Source organism: Brachybacterium sp. JB7 (genome assembly GCF_003335205.1).
GTDB classification, from domain to species: domain Bacteria; phylum Actinomycetota; class Actinomycetes; order Actinomycetales; family Dermabacteraceae; genus Brachybacterium; species Brachybacterium alimentarium.
In genome coordinates this window covers 25056-47935 of record NZ_QPGN01000009.1, presented here as the reverse complement: position 1 = coordinate 47935, position 22880 = coordinate 25056, and the positions used below count along the sequence as shown (strand labels likewise).

21 protein-coding genes are annotated in these 22880 nt (G+C 70.4%); 15 read left to right on the top strand and 6 right to left on the bottom strand.

The features are described 5' to 3' along the window. The first annotated feature begins 26 nt into the window (after window positions 1-26). The 5 genes from CIK81_RS11880 to CIK81_RS11860 are packed head-to-tail and all read left to right on the top strand — an operon-like array spanning window position 27 to window position 4123. Window positions 27-707: a DUF4129 domain-containing protein gene (locus CIK81_RS11880; protein WP_141393690.1), complete on the top strand. Its 681-nt coding sequence runs from the start codon at window positions 27-29 to the stop codon at window positions 705-707. After that, complete coding sequence (locus CIK81_RS11875) at window positions 704-1222, top strand: hypothetical protein (RefSeq protein ID WP_096163905.1); 519 nt, start codon at window positions 704-706, stop codon at window positions 1220-1222. Before CIK81_RS11880 ends, CIK81_RS11875 begins: the two co-directional genes overlap by 4 nt. Further along, complete coding sequence (locus CIK81_RS11870; protein WP_096163904.1) at window positions 1219-2223, top strand: MoxR family ATPase; 1005 nt, start codon at window positions 1219-1221, stop codon at window positions 2221-2223. The genes CIK81_RS11875 and CIK81_RS11870 overlap by 4 nt, the downstream gene beginning before the upstream one ends. Further along, entirely contained in the window at window positions 2220-3575 is a 1356-nt protein-coding gene (locus CIK81_RS11865) for a DUF58 domain-containing protein (protein ID WP_096163903.1), read from the top strand. The genes CIK81_RS11870 and CIK81_RS11865 overlap by 4 nt, the downstream gene beginning before the upstream one ends. Further along, a complete protein-coding gene (locus tag CIK81_RS11860) occupies window positions 3575-4123 on the top strand; it encodes a hypothetical protein (protein WP_114306962.1) in 549 nt (182 codons plus the stop codon). Before CIK81_RS11865 ends, CIK81_RS11860 begins: the two co-directional genes overlap by 1 nt. A 97-nt stretch (window positions 4124-4220) precedes the next feature. Here CIK81_RS11860 and CIK81_RS18575 read toward each other — a convergent pair whose 3' ends face one another. Beyond that, window positions 4221-5282, bottom strand: a complete 1062-nt coding sequence (locus tag CIK81_RS18575; RefSeq protein WP_241964139.1) for a hypothetical protein — start codon at window positions 5280-5282, stop codon at window positions 4221-4223. Window positions 5283-5313: 31 nt separating this feature from the next. Beyond that, window positions 5314-5970 (bottom strand): DUF6318 family protein, encoded by a 657-nt coding sequence (locus tag CIK81_RS18030; RefSeq protein WP_147272357.1) that lies wholly within the window; start codon window positions 5968-5970, stop codon window positions 5314-5316. Window positions 5971-6185: 215 nt separating this feature from the next. On the opposite strand from CIK81_RS18030, the gene msrA reads away from it, so the two are divergent. Continuing rightward, window positions 6186-6881, top strand: a complete 696-nt coding sequence (gene msrA / locus CIK81_RS11850; protein ID WP_114355751.1) for a peptide-methionine (S)-S-oxide reductase MsrA — start codon at window positions 6186-6188, stop codon at window positions 6879-6881. 21 nt (window positions 6882-6902) lie between these two features. On the opposite strand, the gene CIK81_RS11845 is transcribed toward msrA, so the two are convergent. Next, the gene (locus tag CIK81_RS11845; RefSeq protein ID WP_114355765.1) at window positions 6903-7979 is read right to left on the bottom strand and encodes an NAD(P)-dependent alcohol dehydrogenase; all 1077 of its coding nucleotides are present in this window, start codon (window positions 7977-7979) and stop codon (window positions 6903-6905) included. A gap of 94 nt (window positions 7980-8073) precedes the next feature. On the opposite strand from CIK81_RS11845, the gene CIK81_RS11840 reads away from it, so the two are divergent. Further along, window positions 8074-8667 (top strand): TetR/AcrR family transcriptional regulator, encoded by a 594-nt coding sequence (locus CIK81_RS11840; protein WP_114355750.1) that lies wholly within the window; start codon window positions 8074-8076, stop codon window positions 8665-8667. A 33-nt stretch (window positions 8668-8700) separates the two neighbouring features. On the opposite strand, the gene CIK81_RS11835 is transcribed toward CIK81_RS11840, so the two are convergent. Together CIK81_RS11835 and CIK81_RS11830 are read right to left on the bottom strand one after the other, a co-directional pair. After that, window positions 8701-9246 carry an arsenic metallochaperone ArsD family protein gene (locus CIK81_RS11835; protein WP_114355764.1) on the bottom strand — a complete coding sequence of 182 codons (546 nt, stop codon included), beginning with the start codon at window positions 9244-9246 and terminating at the stop codon, window positions 8701-8703. A gap of 96 nt (window positions 9247-9342) precedes the next feature. Further along, on the bottom strand, window positions 9343-10065 hold the full coding sequence (locus CIK81_RS11830) for a FadR/GntR family transcriptional regulator (protein ID WP_096163898.1): 723 nt from the start codon (window positions 10063-10065) through the stop codon (window positions 9343-9345). 278 nt (window positions 10066-10343) lie between these two features. Between CIK81_RS11830 and CIK81_RS11825 the strand changes: the two genes are divergently transcribed. The 8 genes from CIK81_RS11825 to CIK81_RS11790 all read left to right on the top strand — a co-directional run bounded on the left by CIK81_RS11825 (window position 10344) and on the right by CIK81_RS11790 (window position 20088). Then, window positions 10344-11978, top strand: coding sequence for an ABC transporter substrate-binding protein (locus tag CIK81_RS11825; protein WP_114355749.1), 1635 nt, complete (start codon window positions 10344-10346; stop codon window positions 11976-11978). A 101-nt stretch (window positions 11979-12079) separates the two neighbouring features. Next, on the top strand, window positions 12080-13045 hold the full coding sequence (locus CIK81_RS11820; protein WP_096163896.1) for an ABC transporter permease: 966 nt from the start codon (window positions 12080-12082) through the stop codon (window positions 13043-13045). A gap of 1 nt (window position 13046) precedes the next feature. Next, window positions 13047-15167, top strand: a complete 2121-nt coding sequence (locus CIK81_RS11815; protein ID WP_114305059.1) for a dipeptide/oligopeptide/nickel ABC transporter permease/ATP-binding protein — start codon at window positions 13047-13049, stop codon at window positions 15165-15167. Further along, window positions 15164-15994, top strand: coding sequence for an ABC transporter ATP-binding protein (locus tag CIK81_RS11810; protein ID WP_096163894.1), 831 nt, complete (start codon window positions 15164-15166; stop codon window positions 15992-15994). The genes CIK81_RS11815 and CIK81_RS11810 overlap by 4 nt, the downstream gene beginning before the upstream one ends. Before the next feature lie 116 nt (window positions 15995-16110). Next, complete coding sequence (locus tag CIK81_RS11805; RefSeq protein ID WP_114305058.1) at window positions 16111-17082, top strand: dihydrodipicolinate synthase family protein; 972 nt, start codon at window positions 16111-16113, stop codon at window positions 17080-17082. Next, the gene (locus CIK81_RS11800; protein WP_114355748.1) at window positions 17075-18169 is read left to right on the top strand and encodes an ROK family protein; all 1095 of its coding nucleotides are present in this window, start codon (window positions 17075-17077) and stop codon (window positions 18167-18169) included. The genes CIK81_RS11805 and CIK81_RS11800 overlap by 8 nt, the downstream gene beginning before the upstream one ends. Continuing rightward, on the top strand, window positions 18157-18840 hold the full coding sequence (locus CIK81_RS11795; protein WP_096163891.1) for an N-acetylmannosamine-6-phosphate 2-epimerase: 684 nt from the start codon (window positions 18157-18159) through the stop codon (window positions 18838-18840). The genes CIK81_RS11800 and CIK81_RS11795 overlap by 13 nt, the downstream gene beginning before the upstream one ends. Before the next feature lie 45 nt (window positions 18841-18885). Beyond that, window positions 18886-20088: an exo-alpha-sialidase gene (locus CIK81_RS11790; protein ID WP_158542018.1), complete on the top strand. Its 1203-nt coding sequence runs from the start codon at window positions 18886-18888 to the stop codon at window positions 20086-20088. Window positions 20089-20185: 97 nt separating this feature from the next. Here CIK81_RS11790 and CIK81_RS18760 read toward each other — a convergent pair whose 3' ends face one another. After that, window positions 20186-22870: a S8 family serine peptidase gene (locus CIK81_RS18760; protein WP_158542017.1), complete on the bottom strand. Its 2685-nt coding sequence runs from the start codon at window positions 22868-22870 to the stop codon at window positions 20186-20188. Window positions 22871-22880: the final 10 nt, after the last annotated feature.

Sequence of the window (22880 nt, the reverse complement as noted above, 5' to 3'; positions counted from 1 at the left end):
ACGCTGTGCATGCGCAGCGTCGATGGGTGGCTGTCGTGCTGCTCCTGGTCGCCCTCGGCGCGATCGGGCTCGCCACTCTCGGAGCGGCCGCTGACCGGGGTCCCGGTGCCACCTTCGTGGGCAGCACCCTGGAGATGGGCGAGGAGGAGGCGGAGCCGCCCCCGTCCCAGCCGGACTTCGAGCTGCCCACCGATCTGCAGCAGCCTCCGGAGCCTCGCTCCGGAGGGTCCGGTCACCTGCCGCTGATCCTGCTGATCGTCACCGGGACGGCGCTGGCGGGCCTCGCGCTCTGGCTGGTGATCCGCATGCGCCGACTCGCGCGACCCGCCCCGCCGCTCGCTGCGGAGCCCGCCGAGGAGGAGCTCACGGCGCAGCAGGCACGCGCAGCCCTGGACGACGCCCGCTCGCATCTGTCCACGGTGGTCAACGCGCACGACGCGGTGATCGCCGCCTGGCTCGCCCTGGAGCGCGCCATCGCCGAGGCCGGGGTGACGCGCCACCCCTCGCGCACCACGCTCGAGTTCGTCGTCGAGGTGCTCGGCACCCTCGACCTGGATCGTGGCTCCCTGGACCGGCTCGCCCACCTGTACCGCAGGGCGCTCTTCGACCCCGAGCCGCTCGGCGAGCCGGACCGTGACGAGGCGCTGGACCTCCTGGATCACCTCACGACGGGCCTGGACCGCGAATCGGCCGGAGGACCCCGATGAGCGACGACCTGAGGAACGAGCTGCTCCCGCTGCTGTGGCGCCTCGGCGCAGGCGTCGCCATGGCGCTCACCGGAGTGGGCGTGTGCGCAGTGTTCGACCTGCTCATCCCCCTGCCGGGACCGATCGCTGCAGGCCTGGTGATCGGCGCCGCATGGTGGGCGCTGCATGACGCGCCGCCGCGAGCCGACGACGTCGACGCCCCCCGGGTCGATCTCGATGCCGATTACGCCCTCCCCCACGCGCGGGACATGCGCGTGCGCCGGCTCGAGGACCTGATCCACGGCGCGCAGCCCTCCCGCCGGATGACCTCCCGGGGGCTCGCCCGCACCCTGGGGGACATCGCCGACGAACGTGCGACGGACCCCGCGGCAGCGCCGCTCAGCGACGGACTGCGCCACCTCATCGCAGAGGCCCGCCACCCCGATGCGGAGAACCATCCCGTCGGCCCGATCGACCGCCGCACTCTGCACCGCTATCTACGAGAGCTCGCCACCGGCGAGGAGAGGGACCGATGAACCATCCCAGCCCCATTCCCCTGAGCGAGGCGACCGCCCTCACCGCGGCGGTCCTCGACGCCGTCGAGACTGCCGTGGTCGGAAAGCGCAGCTCCCTCGAGATGGTCCTCACCGGCATCCTCGCCGGCGGTCATGTGCTGCTCGAGGACCTGCCCGGGCTCGGGAAGACCCTCGCGGCGCGCTCCTTCGCACAGGCCCTCGGGCTCCCCTTCACCCGCGCGCAGTTCACCCCCGACCTGCTCCCCGCGGACCTCACCGGCGCCGAGGTCTTCGACCAGCGCACCGGCGAGTTCGTCTTCCGTCCCGGGCCCGTCTTCACCGGTCTGCTGCTCGCCGACGAGATCAACCGCACGCCGCCCAAGACGCAGTCCGCCCTGCTCGAGGCGATGCAGGAGCGGCAGGTCTCCGTCGAGGGCACCACGCGCAAGCTCCCCCAGCCCTTCCACGTGCTCGCCACCGCCAACCCCGTCGAGCACGAGGGCACCTACCCGTTGCCCGAGGCGCAGCTGGACCGCTTCCTGCTGCGGCTGTCCTTCGGCTACCCCACCGCCGAGCAGGAGTGGGATGTGGTCGCGCGACGCATCGACCGTCGTCGTGAGGAGCAGGTCGTGCCCGAGGTCCTCGACGCCGAAGGTCTGCTGGCCGTGCAGTCCGCGGTCGAGGACGTGCACGTCGAGGACTCCGTGGGCCATTACGCCGTGGAGCTGGTCGCCGCCACTCGAGAGCACCAGCATTCCCTCGTCGGCGCCTCGCCGCGCGGCACCCTCGCGCTGATCACCTGTGCCCGCGCGCTCGCGGTGATCCGGGGCCGCAGCTATGTGGTGCCCGAGGACGTCAAGGCGCTCGCCCATCCGGCGCTCGACCACCGGGTCACGGTGAAGCCCGAGCTGTGGCTGCAGAATGCGACCGGCGCCGGCGTCGTGGAGTCGGTGCTGGGGCAGGTGGCGGTGCCCGCCGCGGCGGAGCCCGCCGGGCAGGCGACGGCGGGTCATCCGGCGTGACAGCCACTCCCGCGACGGCGGAGCCTGCTGCCGAGCGACCGCTGGTCCGGACGCGACCGACCGCGGCGCTCCTCCGCGCTGCCGTGGTGGGCTGCGCAGCGATCACCCTCGCCGTGCTCGCCGGGAAGCCCGTGCTGATCCTGGCGGGACTCCCCCTGCTGGCCTGGGCACTGGTGGCTGTTGCTCGCCGTGTGAGGCGCGGCGAGGAGCTCGGCATCCCCCTGCCCTGGATCCACGCAGGCAGACGCACCATCGAGGAGGGCGCATCCACCTCGGTGACGGTCACCTCCGCGCCCGACACGCTCCTTGCGGCCACCGTCCCGCTCGCGCCGCATGCCGATTTCGCACCGCGCTACGGCGCGGCCGCCGGGGACGCCTCGGTGCGGCTGCGGCTGAGCGCGCAGCGGTGGGGGCGGGTGCACGTGGGACCGGTGCACGTGCTCGTCACGGACCCCCTCGGCGCCTTCCGCGCCCAGGAGCAGCTGCCCCCGTTGGACGTGCGAGTGGTGCCGTCCTCCACGGTGCTCGATGCCCCGATCGAGGTTCCCACGCCGATCGGCGTGAGCGGAGTGCATCTCTCGCGGCGCCGCGGCGACGGCACCGCGCTGTCCGAGGTGCGTGCGTTCCGTCCCGGCGATCGACTCCACCGGATCAACTGGCGAGTCTCCCAGCGCACCGGTGAGCTCCACACGAATGCGACGTTCACGGAGCAGGACACCGAGGTCCTGATCGTCACCGACACCATCTCGGACGTCGCCCCCGCGCCCTGGGCCGATGACGATGCCCCCACCAGCTTGGACATGACGATCCGCGCGACCTCTGCGGTGGCTCGCCACTACCTCACGGCCGGGGACCGGGTCTCGGTGTTCGACATCGGGCATCTCATCGGGCCCGTCCGCGCCGGCACCGGGCCGCGCCAGCTGCGTGTGCTCACCGACGCCCTGGCCCGCGCCAGCAGGGATGACCAGCAGACCCGCCCCATGCGGCGCCTGCGTGGGGTGCGCCCGGGCACCCTCACCGTGGTGTGCAGCCCGCTGCTGCACCCTGAGGTGATCACCCAGATCGGCGAGATGGTGGCGCACGGGGCCGACGTGATCGTGGTGGACACGCTGCCTCCCAGCATCGGCGACGTCTCCGTGCTGCAGGGGAAGCCCCTGCGCCGCGACGGACGAATCTCGGACCGCTTCTGGCCCGAGGCCTGGGCGACCCGCCGCCTCCTGCGCAGAACCACGGTGCGGGAGCTGCGCGAGGCCGGGGTGCCGGTGACCGCATGGGAGGGCCCCTCCTCGCTCGCGCCCGTGCTGCAGTCGCTGTCCGTTGCTCGTTCCGCCCCGCGGATGAGGAGGTCCTGATGCGTCTGTCAGCTCTCGTGGATCCGATCGCGAACCTTCTCCTGGACCTGCAGAAGGTGAGCCGCACTCAGTGGATCCTCCGACTGATCGGTGTCGCCGCGATGGTCCTCGCCCTGTTCGGCGCACTGCCGACGGGAATGTTCGCGAACTTCCTCGCCGGATTGGTCTCGACTCTCGCTCTGTGCGCACTGCTCATCCAGGTGTTCCGCCCGGATACCGATATCGGCGTGGCGAGCCCGCTGCTCATCATTCTCGCCCTGCTGAGTCAGTCCGAGGTCTCAGCACTGCAGGCTCTCGGGGTCGGGGCAGCCATGCTGGTCTCGCACGCGGCCTTCGCGCTCGCCGCCACCATTCCGGCGCACGGGGTGTTCGAGGGCTCCGCCTGGCGTCTCGCCCTGCGCGCGATGCTCCCGGTGCTCGCCCTCAGCCTGATCGCGGCTCTCGTGGTGATGGCGCTGTCCGGGATACGACTCGGGCCGTGGATGCTCGTCGTGGGCATCGCCGCCGTGATCTCACTGTTCCTGCTGGTGCTGCCCCGTACTCGATGACGCCCGCCCTGGCCGGTCGGGGGCGGAGCTGCATTCGAGCACCGGCGGCTGCGGTCAGTCCCCCTCCATGGCCCACTGTTTCCCCTGCGCAGCGGCCTCAGATCTCGCGATGCGTGGCGTCGGGGTCCTGCGGGCCCTCGGTCTCCGCGGTGCGCTCGGGCACCCACGGGTCGCCCTCCTCGTCCACCGGCACCGCGCCGTCCACGAGCCGGGATTCGAGCGATTTCGAGTAGATCGGGACCGGATCCGACGCCACCTCGATCGTGCCGTCGATGTCCTGCCACTCACCTCCCGCCACGGAGAACTGCCCGCTGAACGTCGTGGTCAGGGTGACGTCGTACCACCCTTCGAACGCGTACTCCGCCGTGATCTCCTCCGACGGATACGGGGCGCCCGCCGTTGACGTCGTGATCGTGCTGCCGTCCCCGAGGTCCCAGTGGAACGAGACAGGAACCGCTCGCACTTCCACCGGCACCCCGAGCACCTCGGTCGCCAGTGACTGCATCTCGTCGTCGGTATGGAGCACATTGACCATGTGCACCGGCAGCCAGCCGTCCTCCGGCCCAGCACTGGCCACCAGCGGTTCCACCGGCATCGCCTGAAAGTCGCTCAACGACACCGTGATCACCACTGGTTCAGCAGCTTCCCCTCCACCCGCTTCCGGGGCGCCTCCGCGCGCCCTGCAGTCGAACCCGAGCAGCTCCTCACTGGACTGATCGGCACTGACCCTGACGGTCTCCGTACTGACGTATCCCTCACCCTCGCCCGACAGGATATTGAGGAGGTTGGCAGCCGCACACGCGTTAGTCGTTCCCGAACAGCCGGTGGCATCCCCGCCAGCGTCAGCACCCGGGTACAGATCGAGACAGTCGTACTCGCTGTTCACGCCCAGCTCGCGTGAAATCACTTGGGGAGCAGCATTACTACTGCCGCCAGAATCGTCATTCTTTACCTTAGAAGTAGATTGCGACGACCCACCATTACCGCCCTCAATTTGCTCTTCAATTGAGCTAATATCCAGCCTCACGCCGTCATCCTTAACCGACGGCGCAACCCCGACACCTCCGTCGAAATATGTGACACCGTCAACACCATCGGAATTCGCTGACACTTGAAACGAGAGCGCCAACAAAAACACTAAGACGAGCACGGCCGCCACTCGTGAGGACAGTGGGCCGGCAACCCTTACGTCACCCATCGCTGTGTGAACGCCCAAAAGTCATACCCCCGATAATCCAATTATCGCCCTCCCAGTCGAGCCCAACGGCGGCGGTATAACCCGCCTCTTCGACGCTAACAAAAGTACCGCCATCGACGCTCGGCTCAGCATGCTTGCCAACTTTATACATGTAACCTACTTCGATATCAAAGTTGGCTGACCCTTCATGGATTACGCCGACTTCCTTCACTTCGACTTCCCCCCACGCACCGTCACCAGGAATAGCGCTCAGACGATCTTCAAACTCAACGCATGCCTCACATTTTTCCGAATACCTATTTGAGATCCCGGATGGGTCGCCCACCTGGTACCCCCAATAAACATTCGCAAAGAAGAATCGCACTGCCTGCTCAGCACCCTCAGGTGTGTTTTCGTCCATGCCCGGGAAGTCAGCAGGATCGGGAGCTGGGAGGTCGGCCGCGGCGCTCGTCGAGCCGTCAGCGGCGTCGGCTCCCTCGGTGTCCCCGCCGCCATCACTGACCGGCGACTCGCCGCCGCCGTCGCTCGGGGCGTCGGCGACGACATCGGCCGGCGGATCGGTCCGGGCGCTCTCCTGCCCTTCGGTGCAGGCGGAGATCCCGCACGTGAGAGCGGCGGCGGCCACGGCGGCGAGCAGTCGTCGGGACATGCGGGAACCTTCCAGCTGTGCAATGGATCACCGTGACACTAGCGGCATCCCGCCTCCCCCGCTGCGGGTCGCCTCCGGTTGTGGATAACCCGGCCGTGTCCACACCGCTCCGTCGGGCCCATGCGGCGACTCGCGCCTATTCCCCACCCGAGCGGCGCGTGAGAAGCCTCCCTGGCCACTGCCCCGGCAGCGCACGCAGGACTAGCGTGATCCCCATGTGGCAGATGATGGATCTCCTGTACGGGCACAAGAAGGACATGGTCACGCCGGAGGCCGCCCTCCCAGGCCGGGACCAGTACCCCTACCCCCTCGCGCGCGAGCACCTCGTGCTGGGCACCGACATGCTCGGCCCTGACTCCCCGGTCGAGCCGCGCCCGTGGCCGGTCGAAGCCGAGGAGATCATCCTGGCCGGCGGCTGCTTCTGGGGGATCGAGCGCATCGCCTGGCAGACCCCGGGGGTGCACACCACCTCCTCCGGGTACGCTGGCGGATATACGCCGCACCCCACCTACGAAGAGGTCTTCTCCGCGAAGACCGGGCACGCCGAGGCCGTGCGGGTCATCTACACCGGTGGCCACGAGACGCTGCGCGCCCTGCTCACCTCGTTCTGGGAGCAGCACGATCCCACCACCGCGAACCGCCAGGGCAATGACGTGGGCACCGAGTACCGCAGCGCCGTGTACTGGACGTCCGAGGCCCAGGGCGAGGTGGTGCGCGACTCCGCCCACCGCTACCAGCGCGCGCTCGACGAGGCCGGCCGCGGCAGCATCACCACCGAGCTGACGCCGCTGGCCAAGGCCGGGAACGGCATCTACTACACGGCCGAGGCCGAGCACCAGCAGTACCTCGCGAAGGTTCCGAACGGCTACTGCAACCACGGATTCAACGGCGTGGCCTGCTCGCTCACCTGAGCGGCGGCGACACCCGAGTGCTCAGCCCGGGCCGTCGAGATCCGACAGGTCCAGCACGAACCGGTAGCGGACATCGCCACGGGCGAGCCGCTCCAGTGCCACCTCGACCTGCGCGGACGGCAGCACCTCGACGTCGGCGACCACGTCGTGGTGCGCGCAGAATTCGAGGAGCTGCGCGGTCTGCTCCATTCCCCCGCTGCCGCCCGACGTGAACTTCTTGCGACCCATCAGCAGGTCCGTGGTCTCGATGGTGACGGGGCCGAGGTGCCCGAGCTGCGCCAGGGCGCCGTCGAGTGCGAGCAGGTCGAGGAACGGTGCGAGGTCGTGGGCGACGGCCACGGTGTCGAGGATGACGTCGAACCGTCCCTGCGACGAGGCCATGGCCCGCGGGTCACCGGAGACCAGGAGATCTGCGGCTCCGAGCCGCCGCGCGTCCTCGGACTTGCCCGCGGAGCGGCTGATGACGGTGGTCTCGGCGCCGAGCGCCACGGCCAGCTTCACGGCGAGGTGCCCCAGCCCGCCCAGACCCACCACGGCGACGCGCGTTCCGGGCCCGACAGCGAGCGCCCGCAGCGGTTCCCACACGGTGATCCCCGCGCACAGCAGCGGGGCGGCGGCCGCCGGGTCCAGCCCCTCCGGCAGACGATGGGCGAAGTCCTCGCGCACGACGTACTCGCGCGCGAAGGCACCGAGGGTCGGCGTCCCGTCGCGGCGATCCACTCCCCCGTAGGTGAGCGTGGGGAACTCCCGGCAGAAGTTCTCCTGGCCCGCGGTGCACATGTCGCAGACCAGGCACGCGTCGACGATGTTGCCGACCGCGACGGCATCCCCGACCCGGAACCTGCGCACCTCGGGACCGATCTCCGTCACGACGCCGGTGAACTCGTGCCCCGGCACCAGCGGCCCCTCGGAGCCGTCACCGCCGCCCGCCCCGTGCTCGTGGAGCGCATGGAGGTCGCTATGACAGACACCGCAGTAGTCGACGCGCACTGCGATGTCGTCGGCCCGCAGGTCACGACGTTCGACCAGGGTCCTGTGCAGCGTGGTGGAGGGCGCCACCGTCGATCCGTACGCCGCCCATGCATGAGTGCTTCGCATCATCGCTCCTTACAACAGACTGTTCGGTCTGGTTCAGTATGCGCCTCTTCACCCACCACGGCAAACAAACCGTTCTGTTGAATACAGTGGGGCCATGACGAAGAAGGAGCTGACCGCGCGGGGCGCGGCGACCCGGCAGCGCATCATCGACGCCGCGACGGAGGAGTTCGCCCAGCACGGCATCGCCGGGGCGCGGGTGGAGCGCATCGTGGCGGCCGCCCGCACCAACAAGGCACAGCTCTACGACTACTTCGGGAACAAGGAGGGCCTGTTCGATGCGATCTTCGGGGCCTCCCTGGAGCGGATCGTGGACGTCGTGCCGATCGACTCCTCGGACCTCCCGGACTGGGCGGTGCGCCTGTACGACGAGTACCTGGAACACCCGTCGCTCATCCGCCTGGCCACATGGGCTCGCCTCGAACGCCGCCCCGCAGGGCACCTCGTGGACGAGCCGGACAGGCTGGATGATCGGAAACTGCGCTTCATCGCCGACGCCCAGGGGGCGGGGCTGGTGCGCGCCGGCGAGCCGTTCGACATCATGGCACTGGTCATCGGCATGTCCATGGCCTGGTCGCCGGTCAGCAATGTCTATGCCGCGACCTCGGAGGAACCGGTCGAAGTCCATGACTCCCGCCGAGCGCTGCTCCGCGAGAGCGTGCGTCGAGCAGTGATGACCGACGCGCAGTGACGAGCAGCTGAGGACGCGCGACGCCCCGCCGGATCAGGCCCCGCAGGAGCAGTCGGACGTCGTCTCCGAGCCGGTCGCCCTCGGAAGACCGTCTCCGACGTCCCTACCCATGAGGTTCCGTCGCGACCCGATGTCCGGGCCCCCTTCAGGGCGCGCCGGAGCGGGGGCGGCGCCCATGAGCTGGGCCGCGAAGCCGCCCGCCTCTCGCGGCATCGGGGCTCCGCCCGGCCCGCAGGCCGCGGCGGCCGCCGAGCGGGGCGCACGAGCCTCGTTGCCCGCCTCGGCGAAGCGCTGCATCTGCTCCGTGGTCGGATAGACGGCCGTGACCACGATGTCCAGGCCCAGCAGGGTCACCGGGAGGGCGCCCTCCCCGGCGGAGTCGAGCAGAGCTCGCACCGGCTCGCACTGCTCGAAGGCCCAGGCATCCTCGTCCTGCAGGTAGACGGTGATGGGGTGGCCGGCCACGGCGAGCGCAGCGGCCTCGTCGAGGAAGGACTCCTGCTGCTGGACATCGGGTGGCGGCGAGGGCAGGAAGATGTCCAGTGCAGCAAGTCGGCCGGTCTCATCCGCATCGTTCATGCCACCACGGTATCCCTCCGAGCGCGCGGTCATCGGTGGCCGCATCGTCCTGGACCTCGCCCGCGCGGAGCGGGCCAGGAGGCTCCGGTCCGGGGATCAGGCCCTGACGGCACCGGTCTCGGCGCGACCGGCGGCGTCCAGCGTGCGTCCCAGCGGTCGATAGTGCTCGACCACCGCCTCGCGATATGCGTCCGCGTCGCCGGCCTCGAGGGCGGTGAGCATGGCCTGGTGCGCATCGACGGTGACCAGGATGTCGTCCGCCTGGGCGATGTTCAGCATCGGCACCGCCGTCGTATGGATCTCCCAGAAGGCCTGGGCGAGCTGGCGCAGCAGGCTGTTGGGCAGGCGCGAGAACAGGGCGTTGTGGAACGCCGCGTCGGCCTCCGGGAACGGCTGGCGGCGCCCGGCGAGCTCTCGCATCTCGGCCACGTGGCTCTCGAGCTCGGGGTTCACGGAGCCGCGGTAGATCTCCACGAGCTGATCGGCCACCGAGAGATCCAGCGCGATGCGCAGCTCGACCACTTCGCGCAGTGCCCGCAGGTCGTTGCCGTCATCGAGCCGGGCACGGAACAGCAGCCCGTCGACCAGCGGCGCGAGGGACAGCTGGCCCACGAAGGTCCCGTGCCCGTGGCGCACCTCCACGATGTCCAGCGACGCGAGGGTGCGCATGGCCTCGCGCACCGAGGAGCGCGAGATCTCGAGCCGTTCGCACAGCGCGGTCTCCGTGGGCATCGGGTCTCCCGGCACCAGCCCCTCGGCCAGGATCAGATCCTGGATGCGCTCGACGGTGCCGTTGCCGGCCCCCTTGGTGCGAACCATGTCGTCTCCTCCCCCGGCGCAGCGTCACCTCTGTGACGTCTGCTCCATCATGCCGTGCCGGACCCTGCGGCCGCAGGTCGGCCCGGATGGTCACTGCTGCGTATCGAATCCCGGAATCGTGGTGGCGATCAGTGATCTCTTCCTGTACTGTCCCGGTCATCAGACATCATACGTCTGATCTTCGCAGGGTGGCGATTGTCGTCGGACTGCGAGGACGGCGTTCCCCCGAACCCGACGCCGCACGCGCCGGGACCACTCCTTGAAGGGATGCATCAACGGTGATCATCAATCACGTCGATCGACTCGGCCGGCGCAGCTTCCTCCGCGGCTCCGCCGCCCTCGCCGGCGCCGCGGGTGTCGTGGCCGGCATCGGCGCCTGCGCCCCGAAAAACGCCGGCGGCAACGCCGGATCCGACGGCGGCGGCGCTCCTGCCGGCGACGCGGATCCGGACGGCCATCTCAGCGCTGCCATCAGCTATGAGCTCGGCACCAACGGGTACGACCCGATGACCACCTCGGCCGCGCTGACGGTCGCCGTCAACTGGCACACCCTCGAGGGCCTCACCGAGCTGCATCCCGTGACCCGCGAGGCCTATCCGGCACTGGCCACCGAGATCCCCGCCGCCGAGTCCACCTCGGTGGACGTGACGCTGCGGGACGGCGCCACCTTCCACGACGGCTCCCCCGTGACCGCGGACGACGTCGTCTTCTCCTTCGAGCGGGTCATGGACCCGGAGAACGCGTCGCTGTATGCGCAGTTCATCCCCTTCATCGAGGCGGTCGACGCGAAGGACGACACCACCATCACCTTCACCCTTTCCACTCCCACCGCCGTGTTCGGCGATCGGCTCTCGACGGTGAAGATCGTGCCGAAGGAGGCCGTCGAGGCGGACCCCAAGGCCTTCGACTCCGACCCGATCGGCTCGGGCCCCTGGAAGATGACCGACAACGGCGCCGCCTCCAAGGTCATCGAGTTCGAACGGTTCGACGACTACACCGGCCAGATGCCCGCCCAGGCCAAGACCATGAGCTGGGAGATCATCCCGGACGCCTCGACCCGCACGAACGCCATCCAGTCCGGCACCGTGCAGGCCATCGACTCCGTCCCCTACCTCTCGATCGACCAGCTGGACTCCAGCGGGAAGGTCGAGTCCGTCGGCGGTTTCGGCCTGCTGTTCGCGATGTTCAACAACTCCGAGGACAACCCCTTCCATGACCTGAGGAACCGTCAGGCGTTCCTCTACGCCATCGACATGGACAAGGTCATCGAGACCGGTGTCAGCGGCCAGGCGGAACCCGCCAGCTGCTTCGTGCAGAAGGACCACCCGAACTACAAGGAAGCCTCCACGGTCTACTCCCTGGACGCCGACAAGGCCAAGGCCCTGTTCGAGGAGACGGGCCTGACCTCCCTGCGCATGCTGGTCACCGATCACGACTGGGTCCAGCAGTGCACCCCGATCATCCAGGAGTCGCTCACCGCGGTCGGCATCGACGTGTCCTTCGAGCAGAAGCAGTCGGCCGACGCCTACAACACGGTGGACGGGGATCCCGACGCATACGACGTGATGGTCGCCCCCGGCGACCCCTCGGTGTTCGGCAACGACCCCGACCTGCTGCTGCGCTGGTGGTACGGCGCCGACGTCTGGACCGACGGTCGTATGCACTGGAAGGGCCAGGACTCCTACGACGAGGTGCAGGAGCTGCTCACCCAGGGCCTGGAGACCGTCGACGAAGACGAGCAGGAGCAGGTCTGGGGACAGCTCTTCGACCTGCTCTCCGAGGAGGTCCCGCTGTACCCGCTCTTCCACCGCGACGCCCCGACGGCCTGGGACCCCACCACGCTGGTGGACTTCCAGCCGATCTCGCTCACGGGCCTGAGCTTCATCGACGTCGCCTCCACGACGGCGGAGTGACCCGCTCGGGGCGGGACGGAACGGATCCGTCCCGCCCCGTCGGCTCCCGCGGGCCCCGTCGGCCCTTTTCCTGACCCACTGATCGACCCCCGGAGGGCCTCGTGTCCCAATTCGTCCGACTCATCGGGCGGCGCCTCGTCGCGCTTCCGCTCATGATCCTCGGCGTCACCCTGCTGGTGTTCGTCATCATGTCGCTCTCGCCCCAGGATCCCGCGCGCCGTGCGCTCGGTGAATCCGCCTCGCCGGAGGCTCTTGAGCTGTACCGCGAGGCCAACGGCCTGAACGACCCGCTCATGGAGCGCTACTTCTCCTTCCTCGGCGGTCTGTTCCGCGGTGATCTCGGCACCACGACCGGCAACACCCCGGTCACCGAGATCGTCGCCAAGGCCCTGCCGATCACGCTGCAGCTGACCTTCCTGGGTCTGGTGATCGCGATCGTGCTCGCGGCCGTGCTCGGTGTGCTCGCCGCTCTCTTCCGTGACCGCTGGGTGGATCAGGCGATCCGCGTGTTCTCCGTGGCCTCCCTCGCCACGCCCTCCTTCTGGCTCGCGCTGCTGCTGATCCAGTGGCTCGGGGACATCCCCGGCGGCTGGTACCTCTTCCCCTCGCTGGTCTCCGGCTGGGTCGGGTTCTTCGAGGATCCCGGCGTCTACCTGAACAACATCGCCCTGCCCGCGCTGGCGCTGGGCATCCCCGTCGCCGGATCGCTCACCCGAGTGGTCCGCACCGCGATGGTCGAGGAGCTCGACCGGGACTACGTGCGCACCGCCATCGGCGCCGGCATCCCGTACCCGATCGTGGTGAGCCGCAACGTGCTGCGCAATGCGCTGATCACCCCGATCACCGTGCTCGGCCTGCGCGTCGGCTACCTCATGGGCGGCGCCGTGGTCATCGAGATCATCTTCAACATCCAGGCCATGGGCCAGCTCATCCTCGACGGCGTCACCCGCAACGACGTGTTCCTCGTGCAGGGCGTGACCCTCGTGGTCGCGATCGCCTTCATCCTCGTGAACATCGCCGTGGACCTCCTGTACGTCGTCGTCAACCCCCGCATCAGGAGCATCTGACATGCGACCGAAGCTCGGAGCCCGCCTCCAGTCCCTCAGCGGCCGACCCCTGGCCCCCTTCACCGCCCTCCCCCTGCCCAGCCGCATCGCCGTGCTGTTCCTGGTGCTGCTCACACTGCTGGCGGTCTTCGCCCCACTGATCGCCCCGCACGGTCCGCTCGCGACCGGCACCCCCGTGCAGCCTCCCAGCGCCGACCACTGGATGGGCACCGACTCCATCGGGCGCGACATCTTCTCGCGCGTCGCCCACGGCGCCCGCTCCTCGCTGCTGATCGGTCTGGCCGCGACCGCCGCCGCCCTGGCCGCCGCCGCTGTGCTGGGCTCCTTCGCCGCCACCGCTGCGAAGCTCCCCTCCGAGATCCTCATGCGGGCCCTCGACGTGGTCATGTCGTTCCCGGGCATCGCCCTGGCCGCCGTGTTCGTCGCCGTGTTCGGCACCTCGCTGCCGGTGCTGATCTTCGCGATCGGCTTCCTGTACGTGCCGCAGCTGGCCCGGGTGGTGCGCGCCAACGTGCTCTCCCAGTTCGGGGAGGACTATGTGGCGGCCTCGCAGGTCATGGGTGCCTCCACCCCGTGGATCCTGGTCAAGCACGTGGCCCGCAACTGCATCGCCCCGATCATGGTGTTCGCGACCGTCCTGGTCGCCGACGCCATCGTGCTGGAGGCCTCGCTGTCCTTCATCAACGCGGGCGTGCAGCCTCCTGCCCCGTCCTGGGGCAACATCCTCTCCCAGGGCAAGCAGCTGCTGCTGGCGGGCTACTGGTGGCCGACGTTCTTCCCCGGCCTCGCCATCCTGCTCACCGTGCTCTCCTTGAACATCCTCTCCGAGGGCCTCACGGATGCGATGGCCAGCCCGCGGATCCGCACGAAGGTCGACGTGGGCGCCGAGGAGGCCGCCCAGGCCGGTCAGGCGACGCCCGCCGCCGCGACGCCGGCCCTGGCGTCGGACGACGCAGACGACGCAGACGACGCGGACGGCAACGGGAGTTCCGAGTCCAGGACCGGGACCGAGTCCTGGACCGGAACCGGGACCGACGAGCGTCCCGCAGCGCTCGGTGCGACCGATCGCGAGACCTCGACGCGTCTGCTGCACGACTCCCTCGCCGCGCTCCGCGCCGCCGAGCTCGCCCGCCCGGAGCGCGAGATGGTCGATGCCTCCGCGCCGCCCCTGCTGGATGTCCAGGACCTGCACGTCGCCTTCCCGGAGGCCCACGGCGAGACCGACATCCTCGACGGCATCTCCTTCCAGGTGCGTCCCGGCGAGACCATGGGCCTGGTGGGCGAGTCCGGTTCGGGCAAGTCCGTCGCGAGCCTCGCAATCATGGGACTGCTGCCCCGCACCGCCCGGATCAGCGGGAAGATCATGCTGGGCGACGTCGACCTGCTCTCGCTGCCCACCAAGAAGATGAACGCCCTGCGCGGCCACGAGATCGCGATGATCTACCAGGACGCGCTGAGCTCCCTGAACCCCTCGATGCTGATCCGCTCGCAGCTGGCGCAGCTGACCCGCCGTGGCGGCACCCGCAGCGCGGCCGACCTGCTCGAGCTGGTGGGCCTGGATCCCCAGCGCACGCTCGCCGCCTACCCGCATGAGCTCTCCGGCGGCCAGCGCCAGCGCGTGCTCATCGCGATGGCCCTGACCCGTGATCCGAAGCTGGTGATCGCCGATGAGCCCACCACCGCTCTCGACGTCACCGTGCAGAAGCAGGTCGTGGATCTGTTGAACTCGCTGCGCGAGGAGCTGGGATTCGCGATGGTGTTCGTCAGCCACGATCTCGCCCTGGTCTCGCAGCTCGCCCACCGCGTGACCGTCATGTACGCCGGGCAGGTGATCGAGCAGGGCGATCAGCACGACCTGCTCACCGACCCCCGCCACGAGTACACCCGCGGTCTGCTCGGCTCGGTGCTGTCGATCGAATCGGGCGCCCAGCGCCTGCACCAGGTCCCCGGTACCGTCCCCTCACCGCGCGACTTCGCCCTGGGCGACCGCTTCGCCCCGCGCTCGCTGGATCCGTCGGCCGATCCCACCGTGCGGCCGCGCCTGCTGGAGGTCGGCGGACCCAGCCACCTCGTGGCCAGCACCGGCGACGTCCCCGCACCCCTCGAAGGAGAACTGCGATGACCGAGACCACGGCTCCGAGGACACCGGCCGCTCCGACCGCCGGTGACGTGCCCACGATCGAGCTGCGCGACGTGCACGTCGTGCACAAGCTCCGCACCGGCAGCCTGCTGCACCCCGACACGATCCGCGCCGTCGACGGCGTGAGCGTGTCCGTGCGTCGCGGGGAGGTGCTCGGCATCGTCGGCGAGTCCGGATCGGGGAAGTCGACCCTGGCTCGCGTGATGACCGGCCTGCAGCCGGTGACCAGCGGGACGGTCCGCTTCGATGGACGTCCCTTCAGCCGCTCCCGCGAGCGCCGTCGCGAGCTCGGCCGCACGGTCTCCGTGGTCTTCCAGGACCCGGCCACGGCGCTGAACCCCCGCCTCCCGGTGCGCGAGACGCTCATGGATCCCCTGCGGGTGCACGGCGTCGGCACGGAGAAGGAGCGCCTCGCCCGGGTGAAGGACCTCCTGCACCTGGTGGGGCTTCCGCAATCCGCCCTCGAGGTGCTGCCCCGACAGATCTCCGGCGGGCAGCGGCAACGCGTGGCGATCGCCCGCGCCCTGGCGCTCGAGCCGCAGATCATCGTCGCCGACGAGCCCACCAGCGCCCTGGACGTGTCAGTGCGCGCCCAGGTGCTGAACCTGCTCATGGACCTGAAGCGGGAGCTCGGCCTGGGCCTGGTGTTCATCTCGCACGACATCAGCACCGTCCGCTTCGTCTCCGACTCGATCATCGTGATGAACCACGGCAAGGTCGTCGAGCACGACACCGCCGAACGGATCTTCACCGACGCCCAGGACGACTACACCCGCACGCTGCTCGCCGCCGCTCCGTCCCTCCTGTGAGGCCGGCGCGGCGGACCGCACCCGCGCGGCCCGCCCGCTCGTCCTCTCGTCCCACCGATTCCCCCGCACCCCTGATTTCCCGCTCACCGCACGCTTCTCGAAGGAGCACCTCGGACATGACCACCTCGCAGTCCTCCCCCGCCACCACCGCCTCCTCGGCCGCTCGCCTCGCCGGCGTCGTCCCGCCGCTGCTCACGCCGCTGACCGCCGAGGGAGAGATCGACATGGTCTCCCTCGAGCGCCTGGTGGCCCATCTCCTGGAGGGCGGGGTCGACGGGATCTTCGCGCTCGGCTCGAGCGGCGAGGTCGCCTACGCCGACGACGCCCGCCGTGCGCAGGTGCTCGAGGCCGTGACCGGCTTCGTCGCGGGCCAGGTGCCCGTCATCGCCGGTGTGATCGACATGCAGACCGACCGTGTCCTCCACCACCTGCGCGAAGCCGAGCGCTTCGGCCTGGACGGCTACGTGGTCACCGCCCCCTTCTACGCGATCACCGGCCCCGAGGAGATCGACACCCACTTCCGCACGATCGCGGCCGCCGCCGACGGCCCGATCTGGGCGTACGACATCCCCGTGTGCGTGCACACCAAGCTCTCCGCCGCGCACCTCCTGCAGCTGGGCCGCGACGGCGTGATCACCGGGGTGAAGGACTCCAGCGGAGATGACGTGGGCTTCCGCCGCCTGGCCGCCGCGAACCGCGCCGCCGGATCCCCGCTGACGCTGCTGACCGGCCACGAGGTCGTCGTCGACGGCGCCTACCTCTCCGGCGCCGACGGCTCCGTGCCGGGCCTGGGCAACGTGGACCCCGCCGGCTACGCCCGCATGCACCGTGCCGCGCAGGCCGAGGACTGGGCGCTGGTGCGCCAGGAGCAGGACCGCCTGGCCGCGCTGTTCGAGATCGTCTTCCAGCCCACCGACAAGGTGGGCCCGGCCGCCGGCATCGGCGCCTTCAAGACCGCGCTGCGGGAGCTCGGCATCATCGCGACCAACAACGTCTCCACCCCGATGTCGCCGCTCGAGGGCGAGGCCGTGGGGAAGATCCGCACCATCCTCGAGCAGACGGGTCTGCTGGGCGGCGCGCATGCCTGACCCGGTCCTCGCCCTCGACCTCGGGGGCACCAAGATCCGTGCCGCCCTGGTCAGCGGCGCGGGTCCGGTCGACGCCGTCGCGCGCCCGATGGGGAAGCCGCCTGCAGGACGGCCACCGCGTGTGGAGCGGGTCGCCACCGTGGCCACTCCCGCGACGGAAGGACGTGCGGCGATCCTCGAGGCCGCTCTCGCCCTCGCCGAGTCGGTGCGGGACGGCGCGGACATCGCCGCCGTCGGCATCTCCTCCGCCGGGGTGATCGATGCGACCCGTGGTCGCGTCACCCATGCCACCGAGTCCCTGTCCGGCTGGGCGGGCACCGACCTCAACGGGCCGTTCGCCGCCCGCTTCGCAGTGCCCGTCAGTGTGCTGAACGACGTGCACGCGCACGGGATCGGCGAGGCCCGCTTCGGCGTGGGCCGCGACCGCCCCTCCCTGCTGCTGATCGCCGTGGGCACCGGGATCGGCGGCTGTCACGTCCTCGGCGGCTCCGCCGTCCTGGGGTCACGGGGCGCCGCCGGGCACGTCGGCCACCTCGCGGTGCCGGAGGCCGAGGGGGTGCCGTGCCCGTGCGGGCGGATCGGCCATCTCGAGGGCTTCGCCTCCGGTCCGGGCATCGTCCAGCTCGCCCGGCGCCTGCGCGCCGAGGCCGTCACCCCTGAGGAGGCGATCGGCACGGGTCCGACCGGCAGCGACGGATCGCATCGCCTCGACCGGCGCCGTGGCGACGTCGGCCCGACGAGTCCGGCGTATGCAGACGGCCACGACCTCGCACGTGCCGCCCATGACGGAGACCCCGTCGCCCTCGAGGCCTACCGTCTCGCGGGCTTCGCCACAGGCCGGGTGATCGGCGGCCTGCTCAACGTGCTCGATGCGGCGGCGGTCGCCCTGGCCGGCGGCGTCTCCGACGCGGACGGCCCCTGGAGCGACGCGGTGCGCCAGGGCATCGCGCACGACGCGATGGACGTGGTCGCCGCGACCCCGGTGCTCCCCGCCGAGGCCGGCGCCCATGCCGCCCTGCTCGGCGCCGCCGCCCGTGCCCACGACGACCTGCTCGCGCCCCCGAAAGGCTCCCCATGCATCCCCTGATCGCCCCGCTCGAGGGCACGCTGATCGTCTCCTGCCAGGCCTATCCCGGTGAGCCGATGCGCGATCCCGGCACCATGGCGCAGGTCGCCGCCTCGGTCCAGCGCGGCGGCGCCACCGCGGTGCGCGCCCAGGGCCTCGAGGACATCCGCGCCGTGAAGAGCACCGTCGACGTCCCCGTCATCGGCATCTGGAAGGACGGCGCCGAGGGCGTGTTCATCACCCCCACTCTCGAGCACTGCCTCGCCGTGATCGACGCCGGGGCCGACGTCCTGGCTCTGGACGGCACCCGCCGTCCCCGACCCGACGGCCGCACCCTCGCCGAGACCGTCGCGACCGTGCGGGAACGATTCGACGGACCGATCATGGCGGACTGCGACGACGTCGACAGCGCCCTGGCCGCCGCCGAGCTCGGCATCGACCTCATCGGCACCACCCTCGCCGGCTACACCGACAGCCGCCCGCCGGTCGACGGCCCCGATCTCGACCTCCTCACCGAGCTCGCGGCTCGTCTTCCCGCCACGAGCGTGCTGATCGCCGAAGGGCGCGTGCACTCCCCTGCCCAGGCCGCGGCCGCTCGCGCCGCCGGCGCGTTCGCCGTCGTCGTCGGCACCGCGATCACCCACCCCACGAGCATCACCACGTGGTTCCGCGACGCCGTGACCACCGCCTGACCCGACAGAACGATCCCTCCCCGACGAAGGAGTCACCAGATGGACATGACACGACGAAGCATGATCGGCGCCGCCGCCGGGCTCACCGCACTCGGAGCCGGGAGCGCGAGCGCCCTCGCCCTGCCCCCGGCGAAGGAGAACGGCCGCCGGCACGGCCTCTACGAGGAGCAGGTGCTCGCCGCACCAGGCGACCACGGCGTCCAGAACTTCCGCATCCCGGCGCTGGCCGTCGCCCCGAGCGGCGACCTGCTCGCCGCCTACGACAAGCGGCCGGTGGGCGGGGACTCCCCCTCCCCGAACTCCCTCTGGCAGCGCCGCTCCCGCGACAACGGACGCACCTGGGAGGAGCCGACGGTGATCCGCGCGGGCGTGGAGTCCACCGAGCCCGGCGAGAAGCTCGGCTACAGCGACCCGTCCTACGTGGTCGATCGCGAGACCGGCACCATCTTCTGCTTCAGCGTCTTCTCCAAGGACGTCGGCATGTGGGACAGCGAGTACGGCAACGACGACGAGGACCGCAACATCGCCAGCGCCACCGTCGCGACCAGCCACGACGACGGGGAGAGCTGGGAGTACCGCTCCCTCACCACGATCGTGAAGCCCGAGGACTGCCGCGCCACGTTCGCCTCCTCGGGCGCGGGCATCCAGGTGCGCACCGGCCCCTACGCCGGGCGTCTGGTGCAGCAGTACGCGGGCTGGTTCCGCCAGGCCGACGGCAGCGAGGACGTCAAGGCGTACTCGCTGTACTCCGACGACCACGGCGAGACCTGGACGATGGGCACGCCGGTCGGCACCGAGATGGACGAGAACAAGGTCGTCGAGCTCTCCGACGGCACGCTGATGATGAACTCCCGGGAGAACGTGCGCACCGGTCGCCGCTGGGTGGCCCTCAGCCACGACGGCGGCGAGACCTGGGAGGGCCTGCACCGCGACGAGTCCCTCGTCGATCCGGGCAACAACGCGCAGATCACGCGCGCGTACCCGGACGCGGCCCCGGGATCACGCAAGTCCAGGATCCTGCTGTTCTCCCATGCCGACCACGAGCCCGACGACCGCGTCAACGGCACGGTCGAGATCTCGACCGACGACGGCGCCACCTGGGAGCGCAAGCGGATCTTCCAGTCCGGCGCCTGCCAGTACTCGGTGATCATCCCGATCCGGCGCGGCCTGTTCGGTCTGCTCTACGAGGCCGAGGACGAGGCGATCACCTTCGCGCGCCTCGACATGAACTGGATCCTCTCCCGCTGAGGGGCGCCGCGCGATGGGCGCGGGCACGAGGAGGGCGGCGGCACCGTGATGGTGCCGCCGCCCTCTCGCTGTGGCCCAGCGCTGCCCGTCAGGGAACTCAGCGCTGACCGGGCTGGCGCGGGTTCGCGTAGTCGATCGAGAACTGCGGCGTCCTGACGGTCTCCCAGTGCTCCGGGTTCTCCGGGTCACCGAGCGGTCGCAGGGCGGCCACCTCGAGCACGTACGTCCCGTTCTTCGCGCTGCGCGGCTTCTCGTTCTTCAGCACGAAGCTGCCGTCCCAGGCGAAGACCTCGGGCTCCTCGCTGCGACCCACGTGATCTGTCGCCTCGATCGTGCCCACGGAGGGGTTCACGATCTTCAGCGCGCCGTCCGCACGCACCTCGTACGCACGGATCTCGAGCCGCTCGGCCGGGTACGCCAGGAAGTACGCGAGGTACGGGACGTCACCGTCCTCCATCGTGTAGGTGTGTCCCCCCTCCGGGTCCAGCAGCACGCCGTCGTCACCGTCGGTGACCCCGAGGGCGGGCAGCCCCAAGCCGGCCTCGTCGAGCACGGGCAGCGCCTGATAGTCGCCCGAGAGCCCTGCGAAGGGGACGACCATGTCGTCCTCCGCGCCGCTCAGGGTGATCCAGCCGCCGTAGATGATGCCGTCCTCGCCGAAGTCCTCACCGAGGGTGACGTCGAGCTGCGAGGTGCCGTGGGCGGGGACCGTCAGGACGGACGCCGCCGGCTCGGCGATCCCTTCGGCGTCGTAGAACTCCGGGTCGGTGGTGGTGGGCCCGGTGGCCACACCGTGCCGAACACCGACCTGGTAGGTCTGCTCGGTCTCGGAGTCGTTGCTGACCTCGAGCGTGACGGTCGTGGGGCCGTCCTCTCCTTCGCCCAGCGAGATCGTGGGCTGCTCCACCGTGGTCATGGAATGCACGGCGCCGACCATGTCGAGCAGTCCGGCGCCCTGACGGTGAACCGGCTCGAGGAGTCCGGCGTCCGGGGAGAGCGACCAGGTCAGCGGGTCCGCAGAGTTCATCATCGCGGTCTTCACGTCCAGCGGAGCGAGGTCCGGGGAATCCTGCAGCATCAGCGCTGCAGCGCCGGCGACATGCGGCGCCGCCATCGAGGTGCCGGACTTGGTGCCGTGCCCGCCCTGCTCGAGCGGGAGCGTCGACCAGATCGACCCGCCCGGCGCGGCGATGTCCGGGGTGAGCTCCAGCTCGGCGGTGAGGCCGTAGGAGGAGAAGTCGGAGACCATGCCGGCAGTGGGATTGTCGAGCACGATGGTCCCCTCCTGCCAGGCCCAGGTCACGTCGCCGTCCGCGAGCGCCTTCTGCAGGGCGAGGCCGTCCTCCTGACCGGCCATGACCACCGGGATCGTGATCGCGGGATCACCCTCGACCGTGGGGTTCAGCGTGCCCGGGGCGTTGTCGTAGAGGATCACGGCGTCGTAGCCGGCCTCCTGCCCGGCCAGCGCCTTCTCGTAGAAGGAGCACACCCCGCGCTCGACCAGGAGGGCCTGGCCGGAGCCGTCGGCAGGCGTCACGGCGGCCGGGTCACAGGCCTGAGCGGCCTCCGAGCCCGGCTCGCCCGCGGAGATCAGCGCGAGCTCGCCGGAGGTCGGCGTCGTGGGAGCGCCGGTGGCCTCTGAGTATCCGATCTCCGACCCTGCCGCGGTCGCGAAGGGTGAGCGCACCTGCGTGCTGTCCACGGAGGCGACGGTGATCGCACTGGAGGCGACGCCCGGAGCCCCGCTGGAGAAGGTGCCGGCGGCGCCCTCGTTGCCGGCGGAGATCACGACGGTGATGCCGCGGGCGGTGAGCGAGTCGGTGAGCTGCGCGGTCGGGTAGTCCTGCCAGGTCATGAAGCTCGCACCGAGGGACATGTTCACCACGTCCACCCCGTCGGTCGCGGCCTGCTCCATCGCCCCGAGGATCACGTCGGTGCTGCTGGAGCCCTCGCAGCCGAACACCCGATAGGACATCAGGTCGACGTCCGGGGCGGCGCCCAGCACCTCGCCGTCCGCGCCGATGATCCCGGCGACGTGGGAGCCGTGGCCGCCGCAGTCATCGGGGAACTCGTCCGGGACGGGATCCTCTCCGGTGCGGGAGTCGTAGTCATCGCCCACGAAGTCGTAGCCGCCCACCACCCGGTCGTTCGGGAAGTCGGCCTGCTCGTCGTCCACGCCGGAGCCGCCCAGATCAGGGTTGTTGTAGTCGATCCCGGAGTCGATCACCGCGACGGTGACTCCCTCGCCGGTGAGCCCGTCGACCTGCTGGATCTGGTCGACGCCGGTCATGGCGTTGCCGGCCCGGTCGTCCGGCTCGGCATCGATCGGATCGGGCATCGGGACCTCGAGCACGGGGTACACGGCGGTGACGCCCTGGACGGCACGGAGCCGGTCCACGTCGCCGTCCTCCATCGCGACGCTCATACCGTTCCAGCCCGACACGAAGGTCTCCTCGACCTCGAGCTCGATCTGGGCCGACTGCGCACGCTCCTGGACCTGCTCCTGGGAGCGCGTGTTGTGCGACGAGTTGCCGCCGCGCAGCACGGGCTGTCCCTCGACCTCCACGAGCCAGCGTCCCGGCACGGCGGTCTCAGCCGCGTCGAGCGTGTCGGTCGGGGTCGGCGCCTCGACGCCGAGCTCGGTCGCGGTGCCGAGCGGCTCGGGGGAGTCGCCCTCGGCGAGTGCGGGCGGGGCCACCAGGAGACCGGCGACGAGCGCCGCACCGGCCGTGGCCGCGAGCACTCCTCTGGGTCTGGGCAGGGCAGGACGGTTCACGTGCATCGTGGCATTC